This is a genomic window from Kitasatospora sp. NPDC023385, assembly GCF_055664045.1.
On record NZ_JBVOOL010000005.1, the window covers coordinates 59,104 to 72,187 of the forward strand.

Sequence of the window (13,084 nt, forward strand, 5' to 3'; positions counted from 1 at the left end):
ACGAGACGTGAGCAACATCCCCGAGACCGGCCGCACCCGGAGGGTGACGATCCGTCTGGTGGTGCTGCAGATCCTGGTGCTGTCGCTGCTCGCCACCCTCGGCGGCCGACTGTGGTACCTGCAGATCCGCAACGCCAAGGAGTACACCGCCAAGGCGACCGGCAACCACATCCGCGAGGTGGTCGAGCCGGCCGTCCGCGGCGAGATCCTGGACGCCTCCGGGCGGGTCCTGGCCGGCAACGAGACCCGGCTGGTCGTCTCGGTCAGCCGCACCTCGCTGATGCAGCAGAAGGACGGCGGCAAGGCGGTCCTGTCCCGGCTGGCCGAGGTGCTCGGGATGCCCGCCAAGGACGTGCAGGAGAAGGTCCGGCTCTGCGACGCCAAGACCCCGCAGCCCTGCTGGAACGGATCGCCCTACCAGCCGATCCCGGTCACCAAGGAGGCGACCACCCAGCAGGCGATGCAGATAATGGAACGCCGCGAGGACTTCCCCGGGGTGACCGCGCAGCCCACCGCCGTACGCCGCTACACCGGCGCCGAGGGCGCCAACCTGGCCCAGGTGCTCGGCTACCTCTCGCCGGTCACCGACGACGAGGTCAGCAAGACCGCCACCAAGACCGGCCTGGACCGCTACCTGCCGGCCGACCAGATCGGCCGGGCCGGCCTGGAGTCGGTGTACGACCGCGATCTGCGCGGCACCGCGGGCGTCACCCAGCTGGAGGTGGACAACCTCGGCCGGGTGATCGGCACCGCCGGCGCCGTCGCCCCTCAGACCGGCGACAACCTGGTCACCAGCATCGACGCCCGGGTGCAGAAGGTGGTCGAGGACAACCTGGCGCAGGCCATGAACGACGCCCGGAACACCTTCGACAAGGTCACCAACCGCAACTACGAGGCCGACTCCGGCGCCGCCGTGGTGATGGACGTGCACACCGGGCGGATCATCGCGATGGCGAGCGCGCCGACCTACGACCCGAACCTCTGGGTGGGCGGCATCAGCGGCAAGGACTACCAGTCGCTGACCAGCAAGGAGTCCAACTTCCCGCTGCTGAACCGGGCCATACAGGGTCAGTCCGCCCCCGGTTCGACCTTCAAGGTCATCTCCACCACCGCCGCCGTGCAGGCCGGCTACTCGCTGGACGGCACCTACCCGTGCCCGAAGAGCATGACCATCGGCGGCCGCGAGTTCAAGAACTTCGAGAGCGAGAGCTTCGGCTCCATCACCCTGGAGAAGGCGCTCGAAGTCTCCTGCGACACCGTCTTCTACGGCCTGGCGAACGACCAGTGGGTCAAGGACGGCGGCATCAAGCCGAAGAAGGAGCCGGGCGACTGGTTCTTCAAGACCGCCCACGAGTTCGGCCTCGGCGCCAAGACCGGCATCGACCTGCCGTCCGAGGTGACCGGCCGGGTGCCGGACCGGCAGTGGAAGCAGTCCTTCTACGACAACAACAAGGACGCCTGGTGCGCGCAGGCGCAGAAGGGCGGCACCAGCTTCTCCGACCAGATCGCCAAGGAGAACTGCGTCGACGGCTACCAGATGCGCGCCGGTGACGCCGTCAACTTCGCGATCGGCCAGGGCGACACGCTGGTCACCCCGGTCCAGATGGCCCGGATCTACTCGGCACTGGCCAACGGCGGCACCTTCTACCGGCCGACCATCGCCAAGGCGGTGATAAGCCCGGGCGGGGACCTCGTCCGCGAGATCGCCCCGCACGAGGACGCCAAGTTCCCCGGCGACCAGAAGCTGCTGAGCTACATCAACCAGGCCACCGAGGGCGTCGTCAAGAGCGGCACCGCCGCCTGGAAGTTCACCCAGGCCGGCTGGCCGCAGGACAAGATCGCGCTGCACGCCAAGACCGGCACCGCCGAGGTCGAGGGCAAGCAGACCACCTCCTGGCTGACCACGTACAGCAAGGACTACGCGGTCGTCATGACGATCAGCCAGGGCGGCACCGGCTCCGGCGGCTCCGGCGACGCCATCCGCCGGATCTACCAGGCCATGTACGGCGTGGACGACAAGGGCAACATCGACAACGGGAAGGCGCTGCTGCCGGCCCCGCAGGGCGAGCTGCCCAAGTTCAACCCGGACGGCACCGCGGTCATCAAGCCGGCCTCCTACACCGCCGGCCCGGCCCCGGCCGGCCCGGCCCCGGCCGGCCCGGTGCTGGGCGCCGCGGCCCCGGTCCCCGCGCCGGCCCTCGTGTCGGCCCCGGCGCTGCTCGACGCGGCCGCCGCGCAGGCGGACCCGGCGGCGGCCTTCCTCGACCAGACTCCGCCGGCCGACCCCCCGGCGTCGTACACCGCGGCCGACGCCGCGCTCGAACCCGGCCGCGGGCCGGGAAGGGGACGGGCATGACCTCCTACGGCTCCTACCGGCAACTGCGGCTGGCCCCGCAGCGCAGCGGGGTCTCCAAGGCCCTCGCCAAGGACTCCCCGCTCTGGCGCTTGGACTGGATACTGCTGCTCGCCGCGCTGGCCCTCTCGGCCGGCAGCTCGCTGCTGGTCTGGTCGGCCACCCGCGGACGCGACTCCCTGACCCACGGCGACCCGCAGTACTTCCTCTACCGGCACCTGACCAACTTCGTGGTCGGACTGGTGCTGTGCGCGGTGGTGATAGGGATAGGGAGCCGTCGCTTCCGCACGATCGTGCCCTTCCTGTACGTCGGCGTGATCCTGATGCTGCTGGCGACGCTCAGCCCGCTGGGCTCGACCATCAACGGCGCACACTCGTGGATCCAGCTCGGCGGCGGCTTCTCGATCCAGCCGGCCGAGTTCGCGAAACTGGGTATCGTGCTGGCGATGGCGGTCGTGCTGTCGGACCAGGTGGACGCGGGGGAGCGGGAGTACCCCTCGCACCGGGCGGTGTTCCGCGGCCTGGTCTGGGCCGGACTGCCGATGTGCATAGTGCTGCTGATGCCGGACGCCGGGTCGGTGATGGTGATGGCCGCGATCGTGCTGGGCATCCTGCTCGGCTCGGGCGCGGCGAACCGCTGGGTGCTCGGCCTGCTGGTGGCGGGCGCCGGCGGATGCGTGGCGATCTGGAAGTTCGGGCTGCTGAGCAAGTACCAGATCGACCGCTTCGCCGCCTTCGCCAACCCGCAGCTGGACCCGAACGGCGTCGGCTACAACACCGCGCAGGCCCGGATCGCGATCGGCTCGGGCGGCCTGACCGGCAAGGGCCTGTTCCACGGGACGCAGACCACCGGTCAGTTCGTGCCGGAGCAGCAGACCGACTTCGTGTTCACCGTCGCCGGCGAGGAGCTGGGCTTCGTCGGGGCGCTGGCGATCATCCTGCTGGTCGGCGTGGTGCTGTGGCGCGCCTGCCGGATCGCCCGCCAGGCGACCGACCTGTACGGCACGATCCTGGCGGCCGGGATCATCGCCTGGCTGTCCTTCCAGGCCTTCGAGAACATAGGGATGTGCCTGGGCATCATGCCGGTCGCGGGCATCCCGCTGCCGTTCGTCTCGTACGGCGGGTCGTCGATGTTCGCGAACTGGCTGGCGGTCGGCCTGCTGCAGGCGGTGCGCAGCCAGCGGCCGATAGCGGCCTAGCGGCCCAGGGGTGTGACGCGGGGCCGGTCCGGGACTTCCCGGGCCGGCCCCGCGGCGCTGCCCGAGATCCGTCCACCGCCCCAACACCCGTGCCCCACAGGCCGATTCGGTCGGACATGCCCCGGTCGGCGCGGTCGGTCAGGGGTCAGAGCAGGCAGTCGGCGGTGGTGAGGACGGCGCGGGTCTGGTGGGCGAGCTGCTCCTGCACGGGCACCCAGCGCGCGCCGAAGCGGTGGCGCAGCCGGTCGAGGCTGTCGGCGACGACGGCGCGGGCGCGGTCACGGGCGGCGTCGGCGGCCGGCCCCCGGGCGTCGGCGAGGAGGCGCAGCAGGACCGAGGCGACGCGCAGCGGCAGACGGGCCGCGACCAGGCCGGCGGTGGTCACCCGGGAGGAGGTGAGCGGCTGGGCGGGCCAGCGGTCCAGCCATTCCGCGGCCACCCGCGGGGCGACCGCCAGACTGAACTCGGCGGTGCGCACCAGCGGGCCGTGCGCCTCGCGGCCCGGTGCGGGGATACCGGCGAGCAGGGCGGCGAGCTCCTCGGCGCGGGCGGTGAGGTCGCGGGCGGCGGCGCCGAGGGCCTGCGGGCCGGCGGGGTGGGGGCGGCCGTCGCCGACCGCGTCGACGGCCCACATCGGGACCTCCAGGACGGCGGTGACCGCGCCGTACCGGGCGGCGTAGGACCAGGTGGAGAGCTCGGGCTCGTCCGGCAGCGCCCGGGAGACCCCGGTGCTGCCGGGAGCCGGCATCAGGTAGGTGCCGGGGGCGGGGCTGGTCCAGCCGATCGCGTCGTACGAGTCCACGTCCAGCGGGAGGCCGGCCCGTCCGGCGGAGCGGGCGAAGCGCTCGGCCAGGCCGGGGACGGGGCCGGTGAGCTGGACGAAGGAGCCGCCGAAGTCCACCCCGTGCAGCGAGCACTGCAGGAACGGGCGCAGTTCGTCGATGAGGCCGGTCAGCGCCACGCTCTCCGGCATCGGCGGGCGGCCGGAGCCCGGGGCGGGCAGCAGTTCGGGCTGCTCCTCGAAGGCGGGGCGGAAGAAGTGCTCGTAGTGGCGGCGCATGGTGAGCGGGCCGTCGAGCCAGCCGGCGTTGAGCGCGGCGCCGTCCGGGTCGAGGCAGAGCAGCAGGTGCCAGGAGAGGCCGGGGCGGGCGGGGCGTTCCAGCAGCACCTCGGCGAGCCGGACCGCCCCGGCGGTGCCGATCGGCTCGTTGGGGTGCGGGCCGCCGACGACCAGCACGGCGCGCGGGCCGCGGTCGACGGAGAGCAGCAGCAGCGGCCGCCCGGCCCGGGACCGGCCCACCTCGCGCAGCCGGCAGCGGTCCGCGTGGCGCAGGGCGAGCCGACGGGCTGCGCACTCGGCCTGGGCCGGCGTCGGGTAGCGGACCGGCCGGGTGTCGGACGTCCGGAGGGGGCGGATCCGCCGGCCGGTGTCGCTCATGGTTCTCCTTGCGCCGGTCGGACGGCCGCCGGGGCGCGGGCGTGCGGGTGCGCCACCGGGCACGGCGTGCGGGCGGGGTGTACGGGCGGTGCGTGGGTGGGGAGCGGGAGCGGGCGGCGCCGGGGGGACTCCGGCGAGGGCCTGAGCGTACGACCCAACTCCCTTGTCCGGAAGGGGTGCAGAAGGGGTCCGGCGGCCTTGGCGGGGCCCTGTCAGTACCGCACGGGCCGTCCGGGCGTGTCAACGGCGGACGGCGCGGGCCGGCGGGCGCGCACCGCGCGTGCCGGGCGGGTGCCCGGCGGGTGCCGCCGGGGGCGGGTCACGCCGGAGCACGGAAGGCCCGGGATCCGGGGCAGACGGTCCGTTCCCCGGATTGGGCTACCCTTGAGGGTCACCCCTCCCGTGCCGGTCCGCGGCACCGAATCACGTCGTAAGGGTTCCTAGTACATGACTGTCGAATCGGTCTTCCCACGCCTGGAGGCACTCCTCCCGCACGTCCAGAAGCCGATCCAGTACGTCGGCGGCGAGCTCAACTCGACCGTCAAGGACTGGGACGCCTGCGACGTCCGTTGGGCGCTGATGTACCCCGACGCCTACGAGGTGGGCCTGCCCAACCAGGGCGTCATGATCCTCTACGAGGTGCTGAACGAGCGCGAGGGCGTCCTGGCCGAACGCACCTACAGCGTCTGGCCGGACCTCGAGGCGCTGATGCGCGAGCACGGCGTCCCGCAGTTCACCGTGGACGCCCACCGCCCGGTGAAGGCCTTCGACGTGTTCGGCCTGTCCTTCTCCACCGAGCTCGGCTACACCAACATGCTGACCGCGCTCGACCTGGCCGGCATCCCGCTGGAGGCCAAGGACCGCACCGACGAGGACCCGATCGTCCTCGCCGGCGGCCACGCCGCCTTCAACCCGGAGCCCATCGCGGACTTCCTGGACGCCGCGGTGGTCGGCGACGGCGAACAGGCCGTGCTCGACATCACCGAGATCGTCCGCGCCTGGAAGGCCGAGGGCCGCCCGGGCGGGCGCGACGAGGTGCTGCTGCGCCTGGCCCGCACCGGCAGCGTGTACGTGCCGAGGTTCTACGACGTGGAGTACCTGGCCGACGGCCGGATCGGCCGCGTCGTGCCGAACGCCCCCGGCGTGCCGTGGCGGGTGTCCAAGCACACCGTGATGGACCTGGACGAGTGGCCGTACCCCAAGCAGCCCCTGGTCCCGCTCGCGGAGACGGTGCACGAGCGGATGTCCGTGGAGATCTTCCGCGGCTGCACCCGCGGCTGCCGCTTCTGCCAGGCCGGCATGATCACGCGCCCCGTGCGGGAGCGAAGCATCACCGGCATCGGCGAGATGGTCGAGCGCGGACTCAAGGCGACCGGCTTCGAGGAGGTCGGCCTGCTGTCGCTGTCCAGCGCCGACCACACCGAGATCGGCGACATCGCCAAGGGCCTGGCCGACCGCTACACCGAGGACAAGATCGGCCTGTCGCTGCCGTCCACCCGCGTCGACGCCTTCAACATCGACCTCGCCAACGAGCTGTCCCGCAACGGCCGCCGCTCGGGCCTCACCTTCGCCCCCGAGGGCGGCAGCGAGCGCATGCGCAAGGTGATCAACAAGATGGTGTCGGAGGAGGACCTGATCCGCACCGTCGCCACCGCCTACGGCAACGGCTGGCGCCAGGTGAAGCTGTACTTCATGTGCGGCCTGCCGACCGAGACCGACGACGACGTGCTGCAGATCGGCGAGATGGCGAAGAACGTCATCCAGAAGGGCCGCGAGGTCACCGGCCAGAACGACATCCGCTGCACCGTCTCCATCGGCGGGTTCGTGCCCAAGCCGCACACCCCGTTCCAGTGGGCCCCGCAGCTGTCCGCCGAGGCCACCGACGCCCGCCTGGCCAAGCTGCGCGACTCGATCCGCGGCGACCGCAAGTACGGCAAGAACATCGGCTACCGCTACCACGACGGCAAGCCGGGCATCGTCGAGGGCCTGCTCTCCCGCGGCGACCGCCGGATCGGCGCCGTCATCCGCGCGGTCTACGAGGACGGCGGCCGCTTCGACGGCTGGCGCGAGTACTTCTCGTACGACCGCTGGATGGCCTGCGCCGAGAAGGGCCTGGCCGGCACCGGCGTCGACGTCGACTGGTACACCACCCGCGAGCGCACCTACGAGGAGGTGCTGCCCTGGGACCACCTGGACAGCGGCCTCGACAAGGACTGGCTCTGGGAGGACTGGCAGGACGCCCTGGAGGAGGTCGAGGTCGACGACTGCCGCTGGACCCCGTGCTTCGACTGCGGGGTGTGTCCGCAGATGGACACCCACATCCAGATCGGCCCGACCGGCAAGAAGATGCTGCCGCTGACGGTCGTCAACGCGGCGGACCGGCCGAAGGCCGACGCGTGAGGTGACACGGCGGGAGAGCCGTGTGACGTGTTTCACGGCCTCGTGGAGGTGAGCGGGAGCTCGTCCCGGGCGCAGTCGGTCTGCGCCCCGGACGGGCTCCCGCTCCTGTTTGGCCGGCCGGGCCGGGGCACTCGGGCTGAACACCTGCTCTGACCAGGGGCGGAGCGAGCGGGTCGGTGGGGCGCGTACCCTTTGGGGTGACAGCGTCCGGACAGTGGCGGGAATGCGCCACGCCGGACGGGGACAACTGACTAAGGACTGAGCGACCCTGGCACGCCGTACGCCCGACGGTCCGCCGCCCGCACCGACGGTGCAGCGGATTCGTCTCCGCTACACCAAGCGCGGCCGGCTCCGTTTCACCAGCCACCGCGACTTCCAGCGCGCCTTCGAGCGCGCCCTGCGCCGGTCCGCCGTTCCGATGGCCTACTCGGCCGGCTTCACCCCGCACCCGAAGGTCTCCTACGCCAACGCGGCCCCGACCGGGGTGGCGAGCGAGGCGGAGTACCTGGAGATCGGCCTCGCCGCCGTGCGCGACCCCGAGCAACTGCGGGCGCAGTTGGACGCGTCGCTGCCGGCGGGCCTGGACGTGATCGACGCGGTCGAGGTGCGGACGCCGAACTTCGTGGAGCGCCTGGAGGCCTCCGAGTGGCTGGTCCGGCTGGACGGTGTCGAGCCGGACGAGGCGGCCCGTGCGGCCGCGCGGTTCCTCGCCGAGGAGCGGGTCGAGGTCGAACGCCTCACCAAGAACGGCGTGCGGGTCTTCGACGCGCGCGGCGCGGTGGCGGCGCTCGAAGTCGCCCCGCCCCAGGTCGATGACGGTGCGGACACGGAGGCCGGAACGGCCCACGATGTTCGGACCGGCCGTCCCTGTGCGATACTGCGCCTGGTAGTACGACACGCCACACCCGCCGTACGACCCGACGACGTATTGTCCGGTCTCCGTGCGACGGCCGACCTGGCGCCGCCGGTCCCCGCAGAGGTGACCAGGCTGGCGCAGGGGCCGCTCGACGAGGAGACCGGCACGGTGACCGACCCGCTGGCGCTCGACCGCGCCGCGGCCCTGGCCGGCTCGGAGCCGGGCGCCGGGCCGCGCGCTACCGCGCCCGCCTAGCGGGCGGAGGCCGGGTTCCAGTGCCTCACTGGGCCCCGACGGTCCTCCAGGGTTCCCGCAGCTCCCCAGGGGAGCGAGCGTCGTCGCAGCACAGGCCTGTTACCCGGGGCCTGCCGACCAGGACGGTCGGTGGGCCCGGGGCCCCGTCCGGGAGCCACCCGGGGTTGGGGGACGGCTCAGCTTGGGAAAACTTTCAGAAGACTGGTCAGGCCAGAAGACTTTCGACACCCCGCCGAAGCGCGGGGCGCCGAGCGAGACTACGAGCCCCTGTGCGGCCTCGCGTCCGCACGGCGGCACTCTGAATGGGTCCGGCCCGCGCATCGTCGAGATGCCGGCCGTCCACGGGTGCCGTGCCGTGCCCGGATGCGGAGCCCGGGGGCCTGACGGGAGATCCACCCGCATGCTCGATAACACCGATCCGCAGACTGCGGCCACGGACCAGAACGAAACCGCCGGGACCGGGGGCGAGGGCGCGTCCGCCGCGCCGCCGCGCCGCCGTCGCCGTGCGGTGTCCCGCCCGGCGGGCACCCCGCAGGGGGCCGCCGCCGAGGCGGCGGAGACCGTCCTGCCGGCCGAGGCGCCGGCGGTCGAGACCGCCCCGGCTCCGGCCGTCGAGGCGGCAGCCGAGAAGCCGGTCCGGGCCCGCCGCGCCCGCAAGCGTGCCGAGGCCCCGGCCGGAGCGCCGGAGACGACCTCGATCGTGGTCACCGCGCCGCAGCCCGACGAGGCACCGGTCGAGGAGCCGGCCGCCAAGGCCGAGAAGGCCGTGAAGGCTGAGAAGGCCGACGACGAGCAGGGCGAGAAGGCCGAGAAGCCGGTCCGGGCCCGTCGCGCCCGCAAGCGTGCCGAGTCGCCCGCCGGTGCGCCCGCCGCCGAGGCCGAGGCCCCCGCCGCCGAGACGCCGGCCGTCGAGACCCCCGCCCCCGTCGTCGCCGAGCCGGCGGCCGAGGAGGCCCCCGCGGCTCCGGCCCGCCGGGCCCGCCGCCGTCGCGTGGTCGAGGCCGCCCCGGTCGTCGAGGCCCCGGTCGAGGAGCCGCAGGCCGAGGAGCCCGCCACCGCGGAGGAGCCCGAGGAGGAGGCCGCCGAGCCGGTGGCCGAGCCCGCCGCCGCTCCCGCCCCGGTCGCCGAGGCCGAGCCGCACCACCGGGTGCGCCGCCGCGCCGTCCGTCCGGCGACCGCGGTCTTCCAGGCGCCGGTGTTCCAGGAACCCGCCCCCTACACCGCGTCGTCCACGCAGCAGCAGCAGCAGCAGCAGCAGCAGCAGCCCGCCGCCGCCCCGGCACCCGTCGCTCCCGCGCCGGTCGAGGCCCCGGCCGCGACCGGGCGCTCGGAGGAGGACGAGTACGAGTACAGCGGCGTCGGCCGCCGCCGCCGGGTCCGTACCCGGGTCGAGTCGGGCCGCCGCAAGCCGGCCGCCGCGGCGCCCGTCGCCAAGACCCCGGTCGCCAAGGCCCCGGTTGCCAAGGCGCCGGTCGTTCAGCCGCCGGCCGCCCCCGCGCGGGTCGCCCCGGTGCGGGTCGAGGCCCCTGCCGTCGAGGCGCCCGCCGTCGAGGCCCCCGCCGCCGGTCCGGAGACCGAGGGCGAGTGGGAGGAGGACGGCCGTCCGTCGCGCCGTCGCCGCCGGGGCGGCCGCCGCCGTCGCCGTGGCGAGGCCGAGGACTTCGAGGCCGCCGAGGTCGAGCAGCCCGCCGCCGAGGAGCCGGTCGCGGTCGTCGACGACGAGGACGAGGAGGCGGATGACGACGATCTGGCCGCCGGCCTGTCCTCGTCCCGTCGCCGCCGTCGCCGTCGCCGCCGCAGTGGTGAGGCCGGTGCCGTCGAGACCGCCGAGACCACCGAGGACGGCGTCCGCACGGTGGTGAAGGTGCGCGAGCCGCGCCGCCGTTCGACCGAGCCGTCGTTCGACCCGGACGAGGTGCAGTCCATCAAGGGCTCGACCCGTCTGGAGGCGAAGAAGCAGCGCCGCCGCGAGGGCCGCGAGCTGGGCCGCCGCCGGGTGCCGATCATCACCGAGGCCGAGTTCCTGGCCCGCCGCGAGTCCGTCGAGCGCGTCATGGTGGTGCGCCAGAACGGCCAGCGCACCCAGATCGGCGTGCTGGAGGACGGCGTGCTGGTCGAGCACTACGTCAACAAGGAGCAGGCCACCTCGTACGTCGGCAACGTGTACCTGGGCAAGGTCCAGAACGTGCTGCCGTCGATGGAGGCCGCCTTCGTCGACATCGGCAAGGGCCGCAACGCGGTGCTGTACGCCGGTGAGGTCAACTTCGGCGCGCTGGGCGGCCACGGCGGCCCGCGCCGGATCGAGTCGGTGCTGAAGTCCGGCCAGTCCGTGCTGGTGCAGGTCTCCAAGGACCCGATCGGCCACAAGGGCGCCCGCCTGACCAGCCAGATCTCGCTGCCCGGCCGCTACCTGGTGTACGTGCCCGAGGGCTCGATGACCGGCATCTCGCGCAAGCTGCCGGAGAACGAGCGCGCCCGGCTGAAGCAGATCCTCAAGAAGATCGTCCCGGACGACGCGGGCGTCATCGTGCGCACCGCCGCCGAGGGCGCTTCCGAGGACGAGCTGACCCGCGACGTCCAGCGGCTGCAGCAGCAGTGGGAGGACATCCAGAAGAAGGCCGCCTCCGGCAACGCCCCGGCGCTGCTGTACGGCGAGCCGGACATGACCGTCCGGGTCGTCCGCGACATCTTCAACGAGGACTTCACCAAGGTCATCGTCTCCGGCGACGAGGCGTGGAAGACCATCCACGAGTACGTCGCCAACGTGGCCCCGGACCTCGCCGAGCGGCTCCAGCGGTGGACCTCCGAGGTGGACGTGTTCGCCACCTACCGGATCGACGAGCAGCTGATGAAGGCGCTGGACCGCAAGGTCTGGCTGCCCAGCGGCGGTTCGCTGGTGATCGACCGCACCGAGGCGATGGTCGTCATCGACGTCAACACCGGGAAGTTCGTCGGCCAGGGCGGCAACCTGGAGGAGACGGTCACCCGCAACAACATCGAGGCGGCCGAGGAGATCGTGCGCCAGCTGCGGCTGCGCGACCTCGGCGGCATCATCGTGATCGACTTCATCGACATGGTGCTGGAGTCCAACCGGGACCTGGTGCTGCGCCGCCTGCTGGAGTGCCTGGGCCGGGACCGGACCAAGCACCAGGTGGCCGAGGTCACGTCGCTGGGCCTGGTGCAGATGACCCGCAAGCGGGTCGGCCAGGGCCTGCTGGAGTCCTTCTCCGAGCCGTGCGTGCACTGCAACGGCCGCGGCGTGATCGTCCACATGGAGCAGCCGAGCGCCCACGTCCACACCCCGGCCGCCGTCGCGGGCGAGGCCGCCTCGGGCAGCGGCAAGCGCCGTCGCCGGGGCAAGGGCGGCGCGGCCCACGAGGAGCCGCAGGGCGTCGAGGCCGCGGTGGCCGAGGCCGCCGAGGAGGTCGCGCAGGCCGCGCTGGAGGCCGTCGCCGAGCTGGCGGCGGAGCCGGTGCACGAGGAGATCGAGGGCCAGCTGGCCCTGGAGGTCCCGGGCGTCGAGGTCGTTGCCGAGGCTCCGGCCGTCGAGGCTCCGGTCGCCGAGGTGGCCCCGGCCGCTCCGACGGGCCGCCCGCGCCGCCGTGCGGTGCGCAAGGCGACCGCTCCGGCCGGTTCGCCGGACACCGCGGAGATCGTGGTGCTGCAGGCGAAGGCCGAGGCGGCCCTGGAGGCGGCCCTGGAGGCCGCCGCACCGGTCGTCGCGCAGGCCGCCGTCGAGGCGCCGGCCGAGCCGGTCGTCGTCGCGGAGGCCGCGGTCGTCGAGACCCCGGCCGCGGAGGCGGCCGAGTCCGCCGAGGAGGCTCCCGCCGCTGAGACCGAGGCCGCCGAGGCCGAGGAGGCGCCGGCGCCGAAGAAGCGGGCCGCCCGCAAGACCGCCGCGAAGAAGACCGCCGCCAAGAAGACGACCACGGCGGCCAAGAAGACCACCGCCCGCAAGACCGCCACCAAGCGGACGAGCGCGGCGGCCAAGAAGGCCGCGGCCGCCGAGGGTGATACGGCAGCCGAGTAGTGCCCACGCCCGGGGCGGGAGCAATCCCGCCCCGGGTCGTACGGGCCGGTTTGCCCCCTGGGCGGCCGGTCCGTATTCTTGACCATCGGCGTGTCTACGCCATTGCTCCCGAGCACATCACCTTCCCGGGGTCGCCGCGTCCGCGCGGCGTGACGGGGAGAGGCTCCTGTGTCCGTACCCAGGTGGCTGGCGTCGGGGGTTCCGACCGAGCAAGGAAAGCAGGTACCGCATGTACGCGATCGTTCGCGCAGGCGGCCGCCAGCACAAGGTCGCCGTCGGCGACGTGCTGGAGATCGACCGTATTGAGGCCAAGCCGGGTGACTCGGTCGAGCTCTCGACCATCCTCGTCGTCGACGGTGACGCTGTCACCTCCGACCCGTGGGTCCTGGCCGGCGTGAAGGCTCACGCCGAGGTGGTCGACCAGACCAAGGGTGACAAGATCGTCATCCTGCGTTACAAGAACAAGACCGGCTACCGCCGCCGTCAGGGCCACCGCCAGAAGCACACCGCGGTGCGCATCACCAGCATCGACTCGGTCAGCAAGTAAGGGGAT

At 73.2% G+C, this 13,084-nt stretch carries 7 protein-coding genes; 6 read left to right on the forward strand and 1 reads right to left on the reverse strand.

The features are described from left to right. Positions 1 to 7 precede the first annotated feature (7 nt). Positions 8 to 2,356, forward strand: a complete 2,349-nt coding sequence (gene mrdA / locus AC0B61_RS10075; protein WP_471740158.1) for a penicillin-binding protein 2 — start codon at positions 8 to 10, stop codon at positions 2,354 to 2,356. Continuing rightward, positions 2,353 to 3,552 carry a rod shape-determining protein RodA gene (gene rodA, locus AC0B61_RS10080; RefSeq protein WP_471740159.1) on the forward strand — a complete coding sequence of 400 codons (1,200 nt, stop codon included), beginning with the start codon at positions 2,353 to 2,355 and terminating at the stop codon, positions 3,550 to 3,552. The genes mrdA and rodA overlap by 4 nt, the downstream gene beginning before the upstream one ends. Before the next feature lie 145 nt (positions 3,553 to 3,697). Here the strand turns inward: rodA and AC0B61_RS10085 are convergent, their stop codons facing one another. After that, positions 3,698 to 4,990: a M14 family zinc carboxypeptidase gene (locus AC0B61_RS10085; RefSeq protein WP_471740160.1), complete on the reverse strand. Its 1,293-nt coding sequence runs from the start codon at positions 4,988 to 4,990 to the stop codon at positions 3,698 to 3,700. 447 nt (positions 4,991 to 5,437) lie between these two features. On the opposite strand from AC0B61_RS10085, the gene AC0B61_RS10090 reads away from it, so the two are divergent. The 4 genes from AC0B61_RS10090 (at position 5,438) to rplU (ending at position 13,078) form a co-directional block, all read left to right on the forward strand. Beyond that, positions 5,438 to 7,390 (forward strand): TIGR03960 family B12-binding radical SAM protein, encoded by a 1,953-nt coding sequence (locus AC0B61_RS10090; RefSeq protein ID WP_471740161.1) that lies wholly within the window; start codon positions 5,438 to 5,440, stop codon positions 7,388 to 7,390. 310 nt (positions 7,391 to 7,700) lie between these two features. After that, positions 7,701 to 8,501: a TIGR03936 family radical SAM-associated protein gene (locus tag AC0B61_RS10095; RefSeq protein ID WP_471740162.1), complete on the forward strand. Its 801-nt coding sequence runs from the start codon at positions 7,701 to 7,703 to the stop codon at positions 8,499 to 8,501. A 400-nt stretch (positions 8,502 to 8,901) separates the two neighbouring features. Further along, complete coding sequence (locus AC0B61_RS10100) at positions 8,902 to 12,531, forward strand: Rne/Rng family ribonuclease (RefSeq protein WP_471740163.1); 3,630 nt, start codon at positions 8,902 to 8,904, stop codon at positions 12,529 to 12,531. A 229-nt stretch (positions 12,532 to 12,760) separates the two neighbouring features. Beyond that, entirely contained in the window at positions 12,761 to 13,078 is a 318-nt protein-coding gene (gene rplU, locus AC0B61_RS10105; protein ID WP_030233759.1) for a 50S ribosomal protein L21, read from the forward strand. The last annotated feature ends 6 nt before the right edge of the window (positions 13,079 to 13,084 follow it).